Source organism: Micropruina sonneratiae, assembly GCF_025972045.1.
Lineage (GTDB): Bacteria > Actinomycetota > Actinomycetes > Propionibacteriales > Propionibacteriaceae > Micropruina > Micropruina sonneratiae.
Map to the genome: position 1 here is coordinate 373,851 of NZ_JAPDHX010000001.1, position 19,385 is coordinate 393,235.

At 70.2% G+C, this 19,385-nt stretch carries 17 protein-coding genes and 1 pseudogene; 10 read left to right on the forward strand and 8 right to left on the reverse strand.

The window, feature by feature from the left end:
• The first annotated feature begins 118 nt into the window (after window positions 1–118).
• Window positions 119–1,336 (forward strand): glucose-1-phosphate adenylyltransferase, encoded by a 1,218-nt coding sequence (gene glgC / locus OIE40_RS01815; protein WP_264699366.1) that lies wholly within the window; start codon window positions 119–121, stop codon window positions 1,334–1,336.
• Window positions 1,337–1,630: 294 nt separating this feature from the next.
• On the opposite strand, the gene OIE40_RS01820 is transcribed toward glgC, so the two are convergent.
• Window positions 1,631–2,290: an O-methyltransferase gene (locus OIE40_RS01820; protein WP_264699368.1), complete on the reverse strand. Its 660-nt coding sequence runs from the start codon at window positions 2,288–2,290 to the stop codon at window positions 1,631–1,633.
• Between the two features lie 78 nt (window positions 2,291–2,368).
• Here OIE40_RS01820 and dapA point away from each other — a divergent pair, with 78 nt between their 5' ends.
• From dapA to OIE40_RS01845, 5 genes are all read left to right on the forward strand, one after another.
• Window positions 2,369–3,250: a 4-hydroxy-tetrahydrodipicolinate synthase gene (gene dapA, locus OIE40_RS01825; protein WP_264699370.1), complete on the forward strand. Its 882-nt coding sequence runs from the start codon at window positions 2,369–2,371 to the stop codon at window positions 3,248–3,250.
• Between the two features lie 38 nt (window positions 3,251–3,288).
• The gene (locus tag OIE40_RS01830) at window positions 3,289–3,699 is read left to right on the forward strand and encodes a sec-independent translocase (RefSeq protein WP_264699371.1); all 411 of its coding nucleotides are present in this window, start codon (window positions 3,289–3,291) and stop codon (window positions 3,697–3,699) included.
• A 53-nt stretch (window positions 3,700–3,752) separates the two neighbouring features.
• Entirely contained in the window at window positions 3,753–5,024 is a 1,272-nt protein-coding gene (locus OIE40_RS01835) for a magnesium transporter MgtE N-terminal domain-containing protein (RefSeq protein ID WP_413774447.1), read from the forward strand.
• Window positions 5,025–5,067: 43 nt separating this feature from the next.
• Window positions 5,068–5,514, forward strand: coding sequence for a DUF1003 domain-containing protein (locus OIE40_RS01840; protein ID WP_264700659.1), 447 nt, complete (start codon window positions 5,068–5,070; stop codon window positions 5,512–5,514).
• A 144-nt stretch (window positions 5,515–5,658) separates the two neighbouring features.
• On the forward strand, window positions 5,659–6,813 hold the full coding sequence (locus OIE40_RS01845) for an Mrp/NBP35 family ATP-binding protein (RefSeq protein ID WP_264699372.1): 1,155 nt from the start codon (window positions 5,659–5,661) through the stop codon (window positions 6,811–6,813).
• Window positions 6,814–6,878: 65 nt separating this feature from the next.
• On the opposite strand, the gene OIE40_RS01850 is transcribed toward OIE40_RS01845, so the two are convergent.
• Genes OIE40_RS01850 through OIE40_RS01860 form a run of 3 tightly spaced genes read right to left on the reverse strand, consistent with a single transcriptional unit; the run spans window position 6,879 to window position 9,247 of the window.
• On the reverse strand, window positions 6,879–7,391 hold the full coding sequence (locus OIE40_RS01850; RefSeq protein ID WP_264699375.1) for a universal stress protein: 513 nt from the start codon (window positions 7,389–7,391) through the stop codon (window positions 6,879–6,881).
• A 15-nt stretch (window positions 7,392–7,406) separates the two neighbouring features.
• Window positions 7,407–8,777 carry an MFS transporter gene (locus OIE40_RS01855; RefSeq protein ID WP_264699377.1) on the reverse strand — a complete coding sequence of 457 codons (1,371 nt, stop codon included), beginning with the start codon at window positions 8,775–8,777 and terminating at the stop codon, window positions 7,407–7,409.
• Window positions 8,774–9,247, reverse strand: coding sequence for an SRPBCC family protein (locus tag OIE40_RS01860; RefSeq protein WP_264699378.1), 474 nt, complete (start codon window positions 9,245–9,247; stop codon window positions 8,774–8,776). The genes OIE40_RS01855 and OIE40_RS01860 overlap by 4 nt, the downstream gene beginning before the upstream one ends.
• A gap of 337 nt (window positions 9,248–9,584) precedes the next feature.
• Here OIE40_RS01860 and OIE40_RS01865 point away from each other — a divergent pair, with 337 nt between their 5' ends.
• The gene (locus tag OIE40_RS01865; protein WP_264699380.1) at window positions 9,585–10,607 is read left to right on the forward strand and encodes a LacI family DNA-binding transcriptional regulator; all 1,023 of its coding nucleotides are present in this window, start codon (window positions 9,585–9,587) and stop codon (window positions 10,605–10,607) included.
• Window positions 10,608–10,755: 148 nt separating this feature from the next.
• Window positions 10,756–11,256, forward strand: a pseudogene (locus tag OIE40_RS01870) (YflT domain-containing protein); the annotation flags it as partial.
• A 532-nt stretch (window positions 11,257–11,788) separates the two neighbouring features.
• Here OIE40_RS01870 and OIE40_RS01875 read toward each other — a convergent pair.
• Window positions 11,789–12,877, reverse strand: a complete 1,089-nt coding sequence (locus OIE40_RS01875; RefSeq protein WP_264699382.1) for an RDD family protein — start codon at window positions 12,875–12,877, stop codon at window positions 11,789–11,791.
• 98 nt (window positions 12,878–12,975) lie between these two features.
• Between OIE40_RS01875 and OIE40_RS01880 the strand changes: the two genes are divergently transcribed.
• Entirely contained in the window at window positions 12,976–13,380 is a 405-nt protein-coding gene (locus OIE40_RS01880; protein WP_264699384.1) for a DUF2752 domain-containing protein, read from the forward strand.
• Window positions 13,381–13,479: 99 nt separating this feature from the next.
• Here the strand turns inward: OIE40_RS01880 and OIE40_RS01885 are convergent, their stop codons facing one another.
• Complete coding sequence (locus OIE40_RS01885; RefSeq protein WP_264699387.1) at window positions 13,480–14,796, reverse strand: TrpB-like pyridoxal phosphate-dependent enzyme; 1,317 nt, start codon at window positions 14,794–14,796, stop codon at window positions 13,480–13,482.
• A gap of 75 nt (window positions 14,797–14,871) precedes the next feature.
• Between OIE40_RS01885 and OIE40_RS01890 the strand changes: the two genes are divergently transcribed.
• Window positions 14,872–15,561: a hypothetical protein gene (locus tag OIE40_RS01890; protein ID WP_264699389.1), complete on the forward strand. Its 690-nt coding sequence runs from the start codon at window positions 14,872–14,874 to the stop codon at window positions 15,559–15,561.
• Window positions 15,562–15,660: 99 nt separating this feature from the next.
• Here the strand turns inward: OIE40_RS01890 and OIE40_RS01895 are convergent, their stop codons facing one another.
• Together OIE40_RS01895 and OIE40_RS01900 are read right to left on the reverse strand one after the other, a co-directional pair.
• Window positions 15,661–18,195: a hypothetical protein gene (locus OIE40_RS01895; RefSeq protein WP_264699391.1), complete on the reverse strand. Its 2,535-nt coding sequence runs from the start codon at window positions 18,193–18,195 to the stop codon at window positions 15,661–15,663.
• A gap of 124 nt (window positions 18,196–18,319) precedes the next feature.
• Window positions 18,320–19,372 carry a magnesium and cobalt transport protein CorA gene (locus tag OIE40_RS01900; protein WP_264699393.1) on the reverse strand — a complete coding sequence of 351 codons (1,053 nt, stop codon included), beginning with the start codon at window positions 19,370–19,372 and terminating at the stop codon, window positions 18,320–18,322.
• Between the last annotated feature and the right edge of the window lie 13 nt (window positions 19,373–19,385).

Here is a 19,385-nt window from a genome sequence, read left to right on the forward strand (position 1 = left end):
AGGGGTTGGCGCGGGACTTGGGCCGAATCGGCGGCATCCGCCCAAGCCAGTGCCGAACCGGCGGACAATTTCATCGTTAGGACTGTCCCCCGCGTCCGGGTGGCCCTATGTTCGGAGCATGACTGTTCCGAACGTCCTGGCCATCGTTCTCGCCGGGGGCGAAGGCAAGCGGTTGATGCCACTGACGGCCGACCGCGCCAAGCCGGCCGTACCCTTCGGTGGCACCTACCGACTGATCGACTTCGTGCTGTCCAACCTGGTGAACTCCGACCTGCGCAAGATCTGCGTGCTCACCCAGTACAAGTCGCATTCGCTCGACCGGCACATCTCGGTGACCTGGCGGATGTCGACGCTGCTCGGTGCGTACATCACCTCGGTCCCGGCGCAGCAGCGCACCGGAAAGCAGTGGTACCAGGGCAGCGCCGACGCCATCTTCCAGTCGATGAACCTGATCAACGACGAGGATCCCGACTACGTGGTGGTCTTCGGCGCGGACAACATCTACCGCATGGACGTGGGGCAGATGCTCGACCAGCACATCGAGTCGGGCTTCGGTTGCACCGTGGCCGGCATCCGGGTGCCGCGGGCGGAGGCGACCGCCTTCGGGGTGATCGACGCCGACGAGAACGCCAAGATCAAGACGTTCCTGGAGAAGCCGGCCGACCCGCCGGGGCTGCCGGACAGCCCCGAGGAGTCGTTCGCCTCGATGGGCAACTACATCTTCACCCGCAAGGCGTTCGTCGAGGCGTTGAACGACGACGCGTCGCGCGACACCAAACACGACATGGGTGGCAACATCGTCCCCGATTTCGTCAATGCCGGCGACGCCGGCGTGTACGACTTCACGCTGAACGCCGTGCCCGGCGTGACCGAACGCGACAAGAACTACTGGCGCGACGTGGGCACCCTGCAGGCCTACCACAACGCCCACATGGACCTGATCTCGGTCGATCCCGACTTCAACCTGTACAACCGCAAGTGGCCGATCTTCACCGACCAGGCGCAACTGCCCGGGGCGAAGTTCACCCTGCGCGGCAACGCCGAGGATTCCATCGTCAGCGCCGGCTGCATCATCTCCGGCGGTGACGTGGACCGGTCGGTGCTGTCGCCGAACGTGGTGGTCGACAAGTGGGCGAAGGTCGAGGAGTCGATCATCTTCCCCGGCTCCCGGATCGGCCGCAACGCGGTGGTGCGCCGGGCCATCCTGGACAAGAACGTGCACATCCCCGACGGTGTCGAGGTCGGCGTCGACCCCGAGCACGACCGGGCCCGCGGGTTCTACGTCGAGGACGGCCTGACCGTGGTGCCGAAGAACTTCCCGGTACCCAGCCCGTAGGTTCTGCCCATCCGCGGACGCCGGCGTGCCGGCGTCCGCTTGGTGGGGTGCCCCGATTCGGGTCTGGGGGCGTGGCCGGGCGTCCGCTCGGTGGGGTGCACCGACTCGGGTCAGGAGTTACCGCCCCGGCGTCCGCACCGCGGGGGCCGCGGTTCTCAGCAACGCCCACTGTTCTCGCATAGCCCGGCTGTTCTCGTGTTGTGACGCGAAAGTAGGCGCGCGACCCGAAAGTAGTCAGCGTTGATGAGAACGCACTCCCGCCGGTGACGGCTTGCCCGATCCCCGGGCAGGCCCTCAGGCCTTGACGGCCACCAGCAGCCCGTCACCGATCGGCAGCAGGGTGGCGGTGAAGTCCTCGATCTCCTGCACCGCCTCGAGGGCCTCCCGGATGATCAGGGTCTCATCGTCCTCGTTGGCCTCGTCGGCCACGTGGCCCTTCCACAGGGCGTGGTTGAGCACCAGCACACCTCCGCTGCGGAGCAATCGCTGTGCCTGGGCCACGTACTCGACGAACTCAAGCGGGTCGCCGTCCACCACGACCATGTCGTAGGCGCCATCGCTGAGCTTGGGCAGCACGCTGAGCGCGGCGCCGGCGATCAGCCGGGCCCGCCGGTTCGGGACGCCCTCGGCCGCGAACACCTGCCGGGCGGCGACCTGATGCTCGTTCTCCAGATCGATGCTGGTCAGGATGCCCTCGGGCACCATGCCGCGCAGCAACGCCAGCCCGGACACCCCGGCGCCGGTGCCGATCTCGACCACGGCGCGGGCCTTGAGCAGGGTGGCCAGCAGGGTCAGCGCCGACGTGACGCCCTGGCTGGCGCCGCTCAGGCCGAGCTGGCGGCTGGCCGCCCGGGCCAGCCGCATGGTGTCGTCGTCGGCAACGAACGACTCGGAGAACCCCCAGGACGGGGACGGGGTGGCAGCCTTGGCCGCCGAGCGCGATGCAGGACTCACAGGCCTCACCCTACCGAAGCCGTGCGGCCCGGCGCCGCCTCGCCCACCACGCAGGGGGGCCCCGTTACACTGCCCACCATGTCCCAGCCTGTCTTCGGCCGTGTGCTCACCGCGATGGTCACCCCGTTCACCGCTGACGGGGCGGTCGACCTGGCGCAGGCACGAAAGCTCGCGGCGTACCTGGTCGACGAGCAGGCCAATGATTCGCTCGTCATCAACGGCACCACCGGCGAGTCGCCGACCACCTCGGACGCAGAGAAGGCCGAGCTGCTGGCCGTGGTGAAGGACACCATCGGCGACCGGGCCAAGGTCGTCGCCGGGGTGGGCACCAACGACACCGCGCACACCCTCGAGCTCGCGTCCCAGGCAGCGGCCGCCGGAGCCGACGGCCTGCTGGTCGTGACCCCCTACTACTCCAAGCCGCCGCAGGACGCCCTGGCCGCGCACTTCACCGCCGTCGCCGACGCGACCGACCTGCCGGTGTTGCTGTACGACATCCCGCACCGGGCAGGGGTGCCGATCGAGACGCCGACCCTGATCGCGCTGGCCGAGCACCCCAACATCGTCGGGGTCAAGGACGCCAAGGGCAACGCGGTCGCCTCCGCCCAGGTGATCGCCGCCACCTCACTGGCCTTCTACTCCGGCGACGACGCGTTCACGCTGCCGCTGCTCAGCGTGGGCGGGGTCGGTGTGGTCGGCACATCCACGCACTTCACCGGTGCGCGGATGAAGGCCCTGATCGAGCAGTTCCTGGCCGGCGACGTGGCCGGTGCGGCCGGCGCGAACGCGGCGCTGCTGCCGGTGTTCACCGGAGTGTTCGCCACCCAGGGCTGCATGCTGGTCAAGGCCGGGCTGGCCGCCCGCGGTTTCGCGCCAGCGGTGCTGCGGCGTCCGTTGCTGCCGGCCTCACCCGAGCAGTCGGACGCCTTCGTGGCACTGCTGGACGCCGCGGGCCTGTGACACAGCCGGTTCCCAGCCGGCCGCACTAGGCTCTCGCCATGGATTTCAACGCGAGCGAGGTCATCCTCCTGCTCGTGTTGGCCATCGTGCTGTTCGGGCCGGAGAAGTTGCCCGAGCTGGCCCGCAAGGCGGCCAGAGTCCTGCACTATGTGCGCCGGATCGCCAACGATGCCCAGGGCAGGCTGCGCGAGGAGCTCGGCCCCGAGTACGCCGACCTGAACCTGGCCGACCTGAACCCGAAGGCGTTCGTCGCCAAGCACCTGGGCCCCGACGCCACCGCCGAGCTCGACGACGTGGCCGCCGAGTTGAAGGGCGCCCGCACCAGCCTGGACGCCGCCGTGGCCGGCTCGGGCGACGAGGAGACAGAGCGCCCGGCGTCCGCCGATGCGATGGCGGCCGCGACGCCATCGGCCCGTCCGGCGACCCCGTTCGATCCGGAGGCCACCTGACCGGTGCGCGTCCGCTCCTGACCGGGGCGGGCCGGACGCGATACCCTCCACCCGTGCCCTCCACCTCGTCGATCTTCGTCTCCCGCATCAAGGGGCTGCCGATGCTGGACGCCACCGGCGACCAGGTCGGCAAGGTGCGCGACGTCGTGTTGCAGAACCGCCCCGGCAAGCGTGCGCCACGGGTGAAAGGCCTCGTCGTGGAGCTGTTCGCGCTGCGGCGGATCTTCTTCCCGATGGAGCGGGTGCATTCCGTCGACCCCAACCAGGTGATCATCTCCGGGGTGGTGAACACCCGGCGCTTCGAGCCCCGTGAGGGCGAGAGCCTGGCCATCGAGGACCTGTTCGACCGGACGGTGTTCCGACGCGCCAGCCCCGAGCCGTACACGATCTACGACCTGGCCATCCGGCAGGCGCGGCCGCGCGACTGGGAGCTGTCCGACGTGGCCCTGCGCGACCAGGCGCGGCGGCGGCCCTTCAGCAAGCCGCACATCACCATCGTCGCCTGGGACGAGGTACCCAGCTTCACGCTGATTCCCGGCCGAGGCTCCGAGCAGGTGCTCGCCGAGTTGTCCGAGATGAAGCCGGCCGACGTGGCCCGCGAGTTGCACGACATGGATCCGCGGCGCCGAGCCGAGGTGGTCAAGGCGATGGACGACGAGTTACTCGCCGAGGCCCTGGAGGAACTGCCCGAGGACGAACAGGTCGAGGTGATCCAGTCGCTGGAGGCCGAGCGGGCCGCCGACGTGCTGGAGGAGATGGATCCCGACGACGCCGCCGACCTGATCGCCGAGCTGGCGCCCGAGGTCGCCGAGGACATCCTGGAGCGGATGGAGCCCGAGGAGGCCGAAGACGTCCGCTCGCTGCTCACCTACGACGCCTCGACCGCGGGCGGCCTGATGACGCCCGAGCCGGTGATCCTGGCGCCGGACGCCACGGTGGCCGACGCCCTGGCGATGATGCGCAACGAGGAACTGCCGCCGGCGCTGGCCTGCCTCGCCTTCGTCTGCCGGACGCCGCTGGACACCCCGACCGGGCGGTTCCTGGGGGCGGTGCACATTCAGCGGTTGCTGCGCGAGCCTCCCTCGGTGCTGGCGGCGTCCCTGGTCGACAAGGGGATAACGCCGTTGACCCCGGCCTCGAACATCGCCCTGGTGGCGCGCTACTTCGCCACCTACGACCTGGTCTGCGCGCCGGTGGTCGACGAGGACAATCGGCTGCTCGGCGCGGTCACCGTCGACGACGTGCTCGACCACATCCTGCCCAACGACTGGCGCGGCGTGCAGCTCGACCAGCTGAACGAGGGGGTCGCCGGTGTCCAGCGCTGACCGGCTCAACACCCCTGGCCGGGAGCGGCGCTGGCTGCCCCGGATGCGGATGGACGCAGAGGTGTTCGGCAGCTTCGCCGAGGGTTTCGCCCGGTTCATGGGCACCGCCAGTTTCCTGATCTGGATGTCGGTGCTGATCGTCGCCTGGATCGCCTGGAACCTGCTGGCCCCTGCCGACTGGGTGGTCGACCCGTTCCCGTTCATCTTCCTCACCCTGCTGCTGTCGCTGCAGGCGTCCTACGCCGCCCCGCTGATCCTGCTGGCGCAGAACCGGCAGGAGGCGCGCGAGCGGGTCAGCCTCGAGCACGACCGCGAGGTGGCTGCCCAGGCCCGCGCCGACACCGACTTCCTGGCCCGCGAGATCGCCGCGCTGCGGATGCGGATCGGTGACCTGGCCACCCGAGACTTCATCCGTTCCGAACTGCGGGATCTGCTCGAGGAGCTCGACAAGGACCGGGAGGCCGACGGCAGGGACAAGCAGGCCCGCTGAGGGGCTGCCTGGACAGTGTGAGTCCGTCCATTGAGTTCAATGCTCAGACTCACGGTGTCATTGGGCGGACCCGCACGTCTCGCCGGCACCGCCCTCGACCGGAACGGCGAAGGTGGCTCCAACGTCCGGAGTAGGGTGAATCCCATGCCCGAGAACGAACTGCTGCATGCCGTCCAGGAGGCGCTGGCCGAGGTCATCGACCCCGAGATCAAGCGCCCGATCACGGAGCTCGGCATGGTCGAATCGCTGCGCGTCGACCACGACGATGTGGTGCACCTGACCGTGCTGCTGACCATCGCGGGCTGCCCGATGAAGAGCACCATCGAGCGTGACGTGACCGCCGCCGTGACCTCCGTCCCGGGGGTCTGCGGCATCGACCTCACCCTGGGCGCGATGACCGACGAGCAGCGCGCCGAGATGAAGAAGCAGCTGCGCGGCGGTGTCGCCGAACGGTCGATCCCATTCGCCGACCCGGGCAACCTGACCCAGGTCATCCTGGTCGCCTCCGGCAAGGGCGGCGTCGGCAAGTCGTCGGTCACGGTCAACCTGGCGCTGGCGTTGGCCGAGCAGGGCAAAAACGTCGGGGTCCTGGACGCCGACATCTACGGCCACTCGATCCCGCAGATGCTGGGGGTGGCTGAGGAGACCCCGACATCGCTGGACGGGATGATCCTGCCGGTGCCCACGCTTGGGCTGAAGGTGATCTCGATGGGCATGCTGAAGGCCAGTCGCGATCAGGTGATCGCGTGGCGCGGGCCGATCCTCGACCGGGCGCTGCACCAGTTGCTGTCCGACGTCTACTGGGGCGACCTGGACTTCCTGTTGCTCGACCTGCCGCCAGGCACCGGTGACGTCGCCCTGTCGCTGGGACAGAAGCTGCCCAACGCCGAGGTGCTGGTGGTGACCACCCCCCAGCAGGCGGCCGCCGAGGTCGCCGAGCGGGCCGGCACGATGGCGTCGATGATGGACCAGAAGGTGATCGGCGTGGTCGAGAACATGAGCTACCTCGACGTCGACTGCCCGCACTGCGGGCACAGCCACCGCGTCGACGTCTTCGGCTCCGGCGGCGGCGCCGAGGTGGCCAGCACGTTGACCACCCGGCTCGGCTACGACATCCGGCTGCTGGCCGAGATCCCGCTCGACCCCGCCGTCCGGGTCGGTGGCGACGAGGGCTTGCCTGTCGTGGTCGGCGAGGCGGGACGTCCGTCGGCGGTGGCACTCACCGAGTTGGCGACCATGCTGGCCCAGCGGCGCCGCTCGCTGGCCGGCCGGTCGCTCAATCTGACCCCGGTTGGTTAGGACGCCGTGCACGTCCACGGGGGCCCAGCCTGAGTACAGGCTGGGCCCCCGCTGTCGCACGTGGCTCAGAGTCCGGCAGCAGCGTCCTCGGGCACCTCGAGATCCTCGCCCGGATTGATCTCCGGCCGGACGATCAGCACATCGCAACCGGCCCGCTTGAGCACTTCCTCGGCGGTGGATCCGAGCAGCCGATCGACCAGCGTGCGGTCCTGCACCGAACCCAGCACGATCAAGTCGGCCCGCTGCTCGACGGCTGTGGCAACCAGGACCTCAGCCGGCTCGCCATCGATCAGCAGGGCGGCGGTCACCGTGGCGCCCTCGGCGCCGGCCACGATCATCGCCTCACTCAGCGCCTGGCTTGCCGCGTTCCGTCCGAGCACCTGTCCGATGCGGGTATCTCCGCCGAGGGTGGTGACGTTCTTGGCCTCGTCCCGGCGTGACAGCCTGGAGTAGGCGCAGGCGATCACCAGGTTGGCGTCGTCGTGCCTGGCCAGCCAGGCGGCGCGTCCGACGGTGGGTCCGGCCAGCGACGAGCCGTCGGTTCCCACCACAATTGTTCGATAGTCCTTCATGCTCATCGAGCTCACTCCTTGTCAGTGCCCGGCCATCGGCATGGCGGCCACGTCGTCGACGTCCCGGACGGCCCTGGGCTCCTTGATCCAGAGCATCACCACAGCTGCGATCGCCAGGAAGGCCGCCGCGAACAGCAGCGCATTGCCGGGGTTGTTGCCGAGCAGGGTGCTGTAGATCCAGCCGAAGCTGACCGACTCGATCAGCATCGGGATCACGATCATCATGTTGATGATGCCCATGTAGACGCCGAGCCGGGTGGAGGGGACCATCCGCACGGCCATGATGTAGGGCACGCCCATGATGGACGCCCAGGCGATGCCGAAGCCGATCATCGGAATGAAGATCAGGTACTGGTTGGTCAGGAACGGCACCGTGGCAAGGCCGGCTGCCGCCAGCAGCAGGCAGGCGCAGTGCACCAGCTTCGCGCCACGCTTGCGGGCGAAGGCGACCAGTCCGAACGCGACGCAGAACGTCACGATGTTGTACCAGCCGTTCACCAGGCCGGTCCAGGCGACCGCTTCCTCCTTGCCGTCGTCGGTCTGCGGGAACATGTTCTGCGCGACGGTGAGTGCGATGAACTGCCAATAAATGGACAGGCCGTACCACTGGAAGAAGTAGACCAAGGCCAGCTTGCGAAGCTCGACCGGCATGTCCCGGATGGCTTCTCCGATCTCGGACAATGCCGCGCCGAAGCCGCCCTTCTTGGCGCGCAGCGCAGCCAGTTCCTCGGGGCTGGGCGGGATCTCGGGCGTGCGCAGGATGGAGATCAGCACCGATCCGATCGAGCAGACCGCGCCGAGCATGAACGAACCCAGCACCCAGTAGGGGATGCCTGCCGCGGTCCCGCCCTCGATGAACTTCTGAAAGACGAACAGCGAGACATTGGCCAAGGTGATGCCGAGGCCGGTGAAGAACGACTGGGCGAGGAAGCCCTTACCCAACTGTGAGGGTGGCAACTTGTCGGCGATGAACGCGCGGTAGGGCTCCATCGCGGTGTTGTTGCTGGCGTCCAGCAGCCACAGCAGCAGCACGGCCATCCACACCGCCGTGACGAACGGGAACAGGAACAGGCAGAGGCTGCAGCCGATAGCGCCGATCAGGAAGAACGGCTTGCGGCGTCCCCAGCGCGGGCTCCAGGTCCGGTCCGACAGTGCCCCGATCAGCGGCTGGATCAGCAGGCCGGTGATCGGTCCGGCCAGATTGAGGATCGGCAGGTCCTCCGGGTTGGCGCCGAGGAACTCGTAGACCGGGTTCACCGCGGTCTGCTGCATACCGAAGCTGTACTGGATACCGAAGAAGCCGAAGTTCATCACCAGGATCTGCGGCATTGTCATCAGCGGCTTGGTCCGCACGATGCTGGCGTTCTGGACGTTTGCTGCATCCGTGCTCATTGGGCACCTCCCCCGGTGCGAGCCAGGTAGTCGGCCAATCTGGTCATTTCCTTCTCCCAGCCCTCGCCGTGCCAACCGGCCACGTCGGGTTCGTAGGGGCCCTGGATGATGCGCACCAGGGTGTTGTCACGTCCCATCCGGGTGAACTCGACGCGCAACTCGAGCGGGACGGTGGGGTCGATGCCGGGGTCGCCGGTGATGGTCTCGCGCGAGACGAACACGTCCGGCTCGAAGTACTCGGTGTAGACCCCGTCGGTGCCGACCCGTGTGGTCGGGTCGGCGTCCCGCACCTTCACGTGGAAGTGCCGGCCACCCAGAGCCAGTTCGCCTCGCACGCTCTCGGCCTCGACATGCCAGCCGGGCGAACCCCGCCACTGGGCCAACTCCTCCGGTCTGGTCCACGCCTGGAAGACCCGCGCGCGGGGGGCGTTGAACTCCCGCTCGACGGTCACGATAACATTCGCTGTCACACGCCACCTCTTTGTGCGTTGGAGCTGCAACGGCGTGTGCATTTGCGCAGGCTCGTCCAGCCAGAGTGAAACTTTGCAGTGAGAGTGTGGCACGGAGGGGCACTCCTGCGCGATAGTCTGCGCAAAATTGCGGGGCCCTTCTTGCCCACTCGGCTACCTGAGGGCATCATGTGAGGCTGGCGAGCGGCATCAGGTCCGCAGGTCCCGGCCCTGGTGCGGGCAGGCTGACGAATAGGCTGGCAGGGTGATTGACGACGGCGTGGGCGCAGGGCCCGGTTCGGGCACGATGCCCCCCGGGCCGTCCGGGTCCCGCCTCCGACGCGCCAGCTTGGCCGACGTGGCGTTGCAGGCCGGTGTCTCGGTGGCCACCGCGTCTCGCTCGCTGCGGGGGGTCGATCGCGTCGCGACGGCGACCCGCGACCGGGTGCTGGATGCGGCGAACGAGCTCAACTACCAGCAGGTGACCCGCGCGCTGCCGGAGCCCGATCGCCCGCACACGCGCACGGTCGCCGTGATCGTGCCATTCTTCGCGCGCTGGTTCTTCTCCACCGTGACCGACGCGGCGCTCTCCCACCTGCGCGCACACGACTGCGACGTGCTGCTCTATCACCTGGGCAGTGCCGATGTGCGCGACGACTTCCTCACCAGGATCCCGTTGAGCGGGCGGGTCGACGGCATCCTGTCGCTGTCGATGCCGCTCACCGAGCAGCACACGTTGACGCTGCGGGCGCTGGGGCTGCCGCTGGTCAGCGTGGGCTCCCAGGTCGCGGGCTGCCCCTCGGTGGGCATCGACGATGTGGCTACCGCGGCCACCGCGGTCGATCACCTGCTCAATCTGGGCCACCAGCGGATCGGCTGGATTTCCGGCAGGGCCGACGATCCCCGATTCGAGTTCAGCAGCTCGTTGGAGCGCCGCCTCGGTTACGAGCAGGCGCTCGGCCGGGCGGGTCTCGAGTTCGACCCGCAGCTGGTGGTCGAGGGCTGCCACGGCATCAAGGGAGGCGTCGCCGCCATGGAAGAGTTGCTGGGACGCCCCGGCCTGCCGACCGCCGTGGTGGCGGAGTTCGACGAGTTGGCGATCGGTGCCCTGTGGACACTGGGACGGGCAGGGCTCCGGGTTCCCCACGACGTCTCGGTCATGGGTATCGACGACATGGACATGGCCCAGTACGTCAACCTCACCACCGTCGCGCAGGACGTGGCGGCCCAGGGACGTCATGCCGCCGCCGAACTCCTGCGGATGATGTCGGGAGAAGCCAATCCGGAGGGGGGTGCTCGGCACACGCTGCAGGCCACCCGGCTGGTGCTGCGCGACAGCACGGCACCGCCTCGATCCGACCGGCGCTCCGGCGCATCCTGAGCCCCGGCGGCCGTCGTTGCGATGCACAGCGGTCTCACAGCCGTGCGGGGGAATGACTTCAAGGTCGGCTGTGCTGACAATGGTGAGGCGTCCGGACGGTCCGGGCGCACGTCCGGCCCCCGTTTGGCCGGTCAACGAAAGGCCCGTGATGACCCAGCCCAACCCACGGCTCAGTTCACTGTTCGAGTTGGAGTATCCGCAGTCGGTGGGTGTCTACGACAGCTACCCGCAGGCCCAGGCGGCGGTTGATTTTCTCGCCGACGCGAAGTTCGCGGTGCAGAACCTCGCCATCGTCGGGACCGATCTCAAGTCGGTCGAGCGGGTGACCGGACGCCGAAACTGGGGCACGGTGCTGGTCACCGGGCTGCAGAGCGGCGTCTCCACCGGCCTGATGGTGGCGCTGATCCTGTGGTTCCTGCAGCCCAGCACCAACCCGCTGGCCCTGCTTCCCGGTGCGTTGTTGATCGGCATCCTGATCGGCATGGCGTTCGCTGCCATCGGCTATGCCGCGTCGCGCGGCAAGCGTGACTTCAACTCGATCAGCCAGACGGTGGCCAACAAGTACGAGGTGTTGTGCGAACACAAGGTGGCCGGCCAGGCCCGCGAGATCCTGGCCACGTCGCCCGGCGCCCGGGCGGCCGCCTTCGACCCGCGCAACGCCCAGCAGCAGCCGTGGCAGCAGGGCGCGGCCGGCCAGGGCGCGGCTGGTGCCGGCTGGGGACAGCAGCCGGGGCCCTACGCTGCCCAGCAGCCCGAGCAGTACGGCAGTCAGCAGTCGGGGCAGCCCTACGGTCAGCAGTCCTACGGTGAGCAGCAGCCGTCCGGCCAGCCCTACGGCCAGCAGCCGTCCGGCCAGCCCTACGGCCAGCAGCCCTACGGGCAGGTCTATGACCTGCAGGGCTACGACCAGCAGGGCTACGGCGCCGGGTACTCCGGCCAGCCGCCGGAGAGCCGGCAACCCGACGCGTCCCGGCCCGAGAACGTGAACCCGGCGGAGGCCGGCGCGAACCCGCCTGAGCCCGACGAGCATCAGCCGGAGGTGTCCGAGCCGGAGCAGTCCGGCGATGCGCCGGCGTCCGGGTCGGAATCGCCCGAGGGGGAGCGCCCGCGCGACGAGCGCTGATCGGCCCGACGAGCGGCCCGTCGGCGTTGCGGAGTGCCTGACTAGCGGGGCACCGGAATCAGAACTGCTGCTGCGGCGGCTGCTGGTTCTGCTCGTCGATGACGACGGTCTTGGCGATCTTGTCGGCGAACGTCTGCTTCTTGGCGTCCCACAGCGGGAACAGGAAGCCGATGAGGCAGATCGAGTCGAGGAAGTGCGCCACCGCCCGCAGGATGGCGGTGTTCTGCGGCGGGGTCTGACCGGTGTCCTCCATGACCACCCGGACCTTGGCGATCTTGTGGCCGAAGGAGTAGCCGGTCGTGGCCACCCGGTAGCCGGTGTTGTAGGCCAACCAGCCGACGGAAAGCAGTGTCGAGATCAGGTTGGCGCCGTACTCACCGTTGGGCATCAGCACGTTGATCAACAGGCCGATGACGATCGCGGGGCCGACGAAGTCGACCAGGGCGCCGAGCGCGCGCCGTCCCCAGGTCGCCAGCACGGGACCGCCGCCGTAGGGGTTGGGCTGGTAGCCGCCGCCCTGGGCGCCGTACGGGCTGGGGGCGCCGTAGGGACCAGGAGTGCCGAACTGACCCGGAGCCCCGTACTGGCCGCCGGCGTTCGGGTCGTAGCCCGGCTGCTGGCCGTAGCCGGGCTGCTGGCCGTAGCCGGGCTGCTGGCCGTAGGCGTCCTGGGTGGGTGCACCGTAGGACGGGGTTTGGCCGAACGACTGGTCGGGCGTGCTGGGCGCCTGGCCGTAGCCGGGTTGCTGGCCGTAGCCGCCGACGGGGTCATTGCCGGAGGGGGCGGAGTAGCCCTGCTGCTGGCCGTAGCCGCCGGCGGGGTCACTGCCGGAGGGGGCGGAGTAGCCCTGCTGCTGGCCGTAACCGCCGGCGGGGTCGGCACCCGAGGAGCCGGATGGTGCGGCCGGCTGGCCACCGTCCCACGAGGGCGGGTTGTACCCGGTCCCCTGACCCGGCGCCGAATAGCCGGGCGGGTTGTAGCCGCCGCCGGCCGGGGCGTCCGAGCCGCTGGCACCCGATGGCGCGGGCTGTCCGGAGTCGTTGCCGGGCGGGGTGTAGCCGGGAGGCGTGTAACCGGGCGTCGAAGCACCCTGGTCGGAGCCGGAATCCTCGGGCTTGGGATCGTTGTTCCACGTCTGGTTGCTCACGTGTCTCTCCTGGGTTGAGATCAGGTGCAGCCGATCCTATGGCTGGGAAGGCCACTGGAGCCCAGTCTCGGAGCGCGACACCGAGGAATAATGGCGCCATGACCGCCGCGGAATCCGTCCCGGACGCCTTCAGCGCCGCCCGGGCGCTGCGGTCGCTGTCCAGTTTCGGCGCCGTCGGTGCCGGGCTGAGCGTGCTGGCCGCGACCACCGGGGTCGGGCTGCCCTGCCCGTGGCGGGCCATGACCGGCACATTGTGCCCGCTGTGCGGCGGCACCCATGTCGGGGTGGCCCTGCTGCACGGCGACCTGGCTGCGGCCTGGGCGGCCAACCCGTTCGTGCTGGCCGGTCTCGGCGTCCTGCTGGTGCTGGGCGTGCTGTGGCTGGTCGAGGCGCTCGGCGGGCCAGCCGTCCGGCCGCCGCGGGCGCTGCGGGGCCGGCCGGGGCTGTGGTGGGCCGTGATCGGGCTGGCCGGCCTGGTTTTCGCCGTGTGGCGCAACCTGTGACCCTGAAAACCGTGCACTCGTCGGCGCCTGCCGGCCCGGCCTAGCCGTGAGTTCGGACCGACGGGGTTGACGAGTGCACGGTTTTCAGGGTGACGCCGGTCAGCTGTCGGCCATGTCCCCGGCCAGGAACTCCGAGTAGGCGGGCAGGTCGAGCTGGCCCGACCCGGACACACCGATCACGATCACCGGTGAGGTGCCGTCGGCCGCCGCCTGCTTCGCCTCACGCAGGGCGCCGGCGATCGCGTGGTTCGACTCCGACGCCGGCACGATGCCTTCGGTGCGGGCGAACAGGACGCCGGCGGCGAACGCCTCGCGCTGCTTGACGCTGATCGCGTCCATCATGCCCAGGTGCTTGACGAAGCTGAGCAGCGGCGCCATGCCGTGGTACCGCAGCCCGCCGGCGTGCACCGGGTCGGGCACGAAGTCGGGGCCCAGGGTGTACATCTTCAGCAGCGGGGTCATGCCTGCGGTGTCGCCGAAGTCGTAGCGGTACTCGCCCTCGGTGAGCGACGGTGCCGCCTTGGGCTCGCACGCCACCAGCCGGGTGGACGTCCGGCCGTCCAGGTTCTCGCGCAGGAACGGCAGCGCCAGCCCGCCCAGGTTCGAACCGCCGCCGGCGCAGCCGTACACGACGTCCGCCGCACTCTCGCCGAACTCGGCCAGCTGGACCAACGCCTCCTGGCCGATCACCGTCTGGTGCAGCAGCACGTGGTTGAGCACCGAGCCCAGCGAGTAGGACGCGTTCGGATCGCCGGCGGCCACCTCGATGGCTTCCGAGATCGCCATGCCCAGCGACCCGGTGGTGTCGGGGAAACGCTCCTGGAACGACCGTCCGGCCTGGGTCAGGTCCGAGGGTGAGGAGTGCACGGTGGCGCCGAAGGTCTCCATCAGCACGTGCCGGTACGGCTTGCCCTCGTAGGAGGAGCGGACCTGCCAGATCTCGCAGTCCAGTCCGAACACGTCGCAGGCGAAGGCCAGCGCCGAACCCCACTGGCCGGCACCGGTCTCGGTGGTGAGCTTTGTCCGGCCCGCCTGCTTGTTGAAGAACGCCTGCGCGACGGCCGAGTTGGTCTTGTGCGAACCGACCGGCGAGGCGCCCTCGTACTTGTAGTAGATGCGGGCGGTGGTGCCCAGCTCCTGCTCGAGTCGCCACGCCCGGATCATCGGCGAGGGACGCCACAGGCGGTAGATGTCACGGATCTCCTGCGGGATCTCGATCCAGCGCTCGGTGCTGGCCTCCTGGGCGATCAGCCCCATCGGGAACAGCGGCTCCAGGTCGGGCGGCGTCAGCGGCTCGCGGGTCCCCGGATGCAGCGGCGGCGGCGGTGCCTCCGGCAGGTCGGCGACGATGTTGTACCAATGGGTCGGGATCTGGGATTCGTCCAGGACGACCTTCGTCTTCGTAGGTGCGCTCACCCGCGCGAGGGTAGCGAAGAACCGAGCCCGCCCGGTGCATGGCCCAGGGTGCGGGCCACCCCCTACGCTGAGCCGGTGAGCGAGTTGACGATCGTCGACCTGACCGCCCCGGACGAGCGCCCCGAATTGGTGGAGCAGACCTACCGGGCGGTGCTGCGGCCGTCGTTCAACACCGACGAGTTGTCCGGCGTCGAGGCGGTGCGTCCCCACCCGGGCCGGTTGCTCTCCGTGGCGTTGGACGCCGCCGGGGTGCCGGTGGCCGCCGCGGTCACCGAACTTGAGCCGGGCGGGATCAGCCTGCTGGGTTACCTGGCCGCGTCCCCCGCCGCTCGGGGCCTGGGCGCCGGCGGTCGGCTGATGGCGCATCTGGTGGAGTTCTGGACGGCCGGTGACTACCCGCTGGTGCTGGCCGAGGTGCACGACCCGCGGGGTCACGACGAGGCAGAGGACGAGCACCCCGAGGCTCGGCTGCGGTTCTACGGACGCGCCGGTGCGGCCGTGCTGGACGTGCCGTGGGTGCAGCCGGCGCTCTCGGCGGACGGCGCCCGGGTGCCCGACATGCTGCTGCTGGCCCTGCATGACTCCGGCCCGGTCGACTCGGCGGCCCTGGTGGCCTGGGCGCGGGACTACTTCACCGGCGCCGAAGGGGCGGGCTTCGAGGACGCCCAGGCCGCCGCCCTGCTGGCGCGGATGGCGCAGCGCGAGCAGATCCCGGTGCTGCCGCTGCAGCACTGGCGCCAGGTCGAACCGCTGGCCCGCGACTGACCCGCGCACCCCCTTGACCGCTCGTCCAATTACCGAGCGCGGGGGCCGGAAGGTTGGTGGGTGCCGCACTGGCGGACGCCGCGGCCGAGTACGGGGCGGTCAGTCCGGGGGTGCCTTGGCGACCCGCCAGGCACGCAGTCCCAGCCACCACAGCAGCGCGGCCGCCCCGAGGAGCACCAGGGTTTCGCCGATCCACACCGCGCGGTCCCCGGACAGTCCCCAGCCGTCGTTCACCCAGGTCAGGACGTCGATGACGCCGACCACGGCCAACACCGCCAGCAGGATCTCCAGTGGCCGCTGCCGGACACGCTGGGCCAGCTCCTCGGCGTCGGCGCGGGCGTGCTCGAGCCGCTCGGCCAGCGCGCGCTGGGTGCTCTGGGCCGCCTCCACCGTGGCGTCCAGGGAACGGCGCAGGTCGGCGACGCCGTTCAGCCCCATCAGGTGCTGCAGCACCTCACGGCCCTGCTGGTCCTTGGACAGGGTGTGCTCGTTGGCCCGGTCGACCAGCAGTTGGACGTGCCGGACGGCCCCGCTGAGCCGGTTGGCCAGTTCGGTGAGCTGCTCGGCGTCCAGCGTGGCTGGTTCGGCGTCCAGCGCGGCGCCCACCTCGTCCAGCACCCGGCGCAGCCATTGCTGGCGCCGCCAGTACACCCCGATCAGGCTGGACGCGTACTCGACCTGGGCCTGGGTGGCCACCGTGCGCCAGTGCGGCGCGGTCGGGACGAACAGGGCGGTCAGGTCGCCGGCGCACCAGACCAGCTCGCGCTGGATCCGCCCGGCCAGCGTGCGGCGCTGCCGCAACGCCGGATCGACGGCCGGGTGGGCGACCCAGCCCAACGCGCTCTGGGCCAGCGACCGCTGCGCGGTGAGCGCGGTCTGGACGCCCAGCACGCCCTCCAGCCCAGCCTCGTCGACCAGGGCCCGCCGGACGCCCCCGGGACCGATCGCCTCCGCCGTCGACACGGTGACCAGCACCTGGCAGTAGCGCGCCAGGAACCCCTCGGCCACCTCCAGATCGCGGCCCAGTTCCTCGTCCGGGCTGTGCTCGTGGGCGTGCGCCGCCCGGGCCAGGTCGGCGACGATCCGGGTGGCCACGCCGAGCAGCGAGGTGAACTCCGCGCCGTCGTCGACGCCGGGCGTCCGGGCCCGCAGCCAGACCCGCTCTGCCCCGGCGAACTGCCCGCCGCGACGGATGGCCTGCTCGAGTTCGTGCGGCGTCCAGGGCGCCGGGTCGTCGGACGCCACCGGCGCCACCACCCGGGTGTCGGTGCCCAGCCGCAGCTTGACGTAGTGGTTGCCCATGCCGCTGAGCCGGACGTCGACGTCGAGGCCCGCGTAGGTCACCCCGTCTGCTGTGGTCAGCATCAGCTCGTGGTCGGGGAACACGGCGCGGAACGCCCGGTAGTCCTGCTCCTGGACCGAGGACGAGGCCAGCCAGCCGTCCGAACGCGGCGCGTCGTCGATCACCACCCGCGCATCGGCGAGCAGGCTGACCGGCGACCAGGCGTCGTCGCCGGCCCGTTCCAGCGCGGCCATCAGCTCGGGCAGCACGTCGGTGCCGGTGGCCGCCACCGGCAGCCCGAACGGGTACAGGTAGGTCACCTCGGCCGAGGTCAGTTCGAGGGTCTCGGTGCCCGACTCCAGCGCGGCCGCGGCAGCCTCCAGCGGGATGCGCTGCGCCCGGATCTCGGTTCCGAACACCGACCACCGGCCCGCCGGACCGTCCTCGAACCGCCGGCAGCGCCGGGCCGCCTCGCGCAGCTCCGCCGCGACGGCGGCGTCGTCGTCGCGCCGCTCCAGGTTGGCCAGGAAGGCCGAGCCGGCCGGGATCACCGCCCCGGCGAGCAGGTCGAAGTACGGTGTCGTGCCGTCGAGGTCGTCCAGGACGAGGGCCAGCAGCGCGTCCAGCTGTCCCGCCAGGGCGTCCTCGAGCACACCCCCGTCGCGCTCGGCCGCCACCCGCCGGCGCAGGGACGAACCCCGCCGCTGGGCCTCGTCGAGGGCCGCGGCGGCCCGCTGCGAACGGACGCCGACCGCGCGCATAGCGCTTGCCGTCATCGCACCCTCGACCGCCAGCTCGGCCTCCACGCAGCCGAGCAACTCGGCAGCCAGACGCACCAGCTCGCGGCACCGCTCGGCGGCCACCGTGTCGCCCGTGATGCCGCCGCGGGCGAGGTCCTGCAGGGCCAGGCGCATCGCCGCGACCTCGGCCGCCACCACTGCGTACTCCCAGAACACGATCGTCTCGGCGTAGACGAAGACGGCGAAGGTGGCCCGGCAGCGGGCGCCCAGGTCGGTGTCGGCCGGCGGGAAGGCGTCGGTCATCGTGGCGAAGCTGTGGCTCACCACCGTGTCCCAGTCGATGGCGGCGCCGGGCGGGGTGGGTGCCAGGCCCAGTTCCAGCGACAACTCGTCGGCCTGCTCGTCGTAGACGGCCTGGCAGTACCGGGCCCAGAACCTGAGCAGGCCGCTCACGTCGACCGGGGTGCCGTCCGGGCCGTCCAGGTGGTCGAGCTCGCGGCCCAGCATCATCCGCAGCGCGGTGGCGTCCCGCCGGCGCAGATCGCGCCGGATCGGTGACCAGGCCTCTGAGTCGAGCGGATCGGGCAACGCCGCGGCGGACTCGGTCGGCATCTGCACACCCCCTCCACGTGCGGCACGACTGCGCGCGACACTAGCGGAACGCCCGCGTGCGGGGCAGCCAACTATCAACCGGGGCTTGCGACCCGGCCAGGGCAACGCGGTGCAGGGGCAGCCCTCACAGCCACTTGAATCGTCGGAACAGCAGGTAGAGCGTCAGCATCATCACGACGCTGACGCCCAGCACCACGAAGTAGCCGTAGCGCCAGTGCAGCTCGGGCATGTCGTCGAAGTTCATCCCGTAGATCGCGCCGAGCGTGGTCGGCACCGCCAGGATCGCCACGGCGGCCGAGATCTTGCGCATGTCACGGTTGTCGGCGAAACTCGCCCGGGCCAGCGCCGCCTGGAGGATGTTGGTCAGCTGATCCTCCAGCGCACCGATCGTCTCGCGGACCGCCTGGACGCGTTCGGCGAGTTCGCGGAAGTAGGGCCGGGCCTCCTCGGGTACGCAGGCGAACTCACGGCTCGCCAGCGCGTTGAGCGGCGCCCCGAGCGGCCCGACGCAGCGCCGGAACTCGATCAGCTCGCGCTTGATCTCGTACGGCAGCTCCACGTCGGCTCCGGCGGTCTCGCCGAAGGTGAGCTGCTCGCAGTCCTCGACGTCCTCCTCCATCTGGGCGGCCACCCGCTCGAAGTCGTCGATGGCAACCGACAGGCAGGCGTACAGCACCCGGGAAGGACCCAGCGGCATGTCGTCGGATTCCTGCTCGACCTCTGCCCGCACCTCCGGCATCCGGGACGGACCGCTGTGCCGCGACGTCATCACGAACCATTCGCCGAGGAAGATCATCAGCTCGCCGGTCGTCACGATCTCGCCGGCCTCGTCCTCGCCGCGGTCCTCGTAGGCGACGGTGGACACCACGACGAACAGGTTGTCGTCGAAGCGCTCCAGCTTCGAGCGCCGGTGCCCGTGCACGGCGTCCTCGATGGCGAGCTCGTGCAGGCCCAACTGGCCGCCGAGGGTCTCCATGGTGTGCTCCGACGGCTTGTGCAGACCGATCCAGACGTAGCCGTTACCGGCTCTGGCCGCCTCGACGGCGGCGGTGATGTTGACCGACGGGCACGGCCGGCCGCCCTTGTAGCGCATCCAGACCAGTTCGGCAGGGTGCCGCTCGCCCCGCGCCCCGGCGGTGGAGTGCGGAGCGTCCCAGTTGTTGGCGTTGACCGTCATGGCGACCTCCTCA

Bases quoted from the DNA above. Each gene is read 5' to 3' on its own strand.
- glgC (WP_264699366.1), top strand. From the start codon at position 119: ATGACTGTTCCGAACGTCCTGGCCATCGTTCTCGCCGGGGGCGAAGGC.
- dapA (WP_264699370.1), top strand. From the start codon at position 2,369: ATGTCCCAGCCTGTCTTCGGCCGTGTGCTCACCGCGATGGTCACCCCG.
- OIE40_RS01830 (WP_264699371.1), top strand. From the start codon at position 3,289: ATGGATTTCAACGCGAGCGAGGTCATCCTCCTGCTCGTGTTGGCCATC.
- OIE40_RS01840 (WP_264700659.1), top strand. From the start codon at position 5,068: ATGCGGATGGACGCAGAGGTGTTCGGCAGCTTCGCCGAGGGTTTCGCC.
- OIE40_RS01845 (WP_264699372.1), top strand. From the start codon at position 5,659: ATGCCCGAGAACGAACTGCTGCATGCCGTCCAGGAGGCGCTGGCCGAG.
- OIE40_RS01850 (WP_264699375.1), bottom strand. From the start codon at position 7,391: ATGAGCATGAAGGACTATCGAACAATTGTGGTGGGAACCGACGGCTCG.
- OIE40_RS01855 (WP_264699377.1), bottom strand. From the start codon at position 8,777: ATGAGCACGGATGCAGCAAACGTCCAGAACGCCAGCATCGTGCGGACC.
- OIE40_RS01880 (WP_264699384.1), top strand. From the start codon at position 12,976: ATGACCGCCGCGGAATCCGTCCCGGACGCCTTCAGCGCCGCCCGGGCG.
- OIE40_RS01895 (WP_264699391.1), bottom strand. From the start codon at position 18,195: ATGCCGACCGAGTCCGCCGCGGCGTTGCCCGATCCGCTCGACTCAGAG.
- OIE40_RS01900 (WP_264699393.1), bottom strand. From the start codon at position 19,372: ATGACGGTCAACGCCAACAACTGGGACGCTCCGCACTCCACCGCCGGG.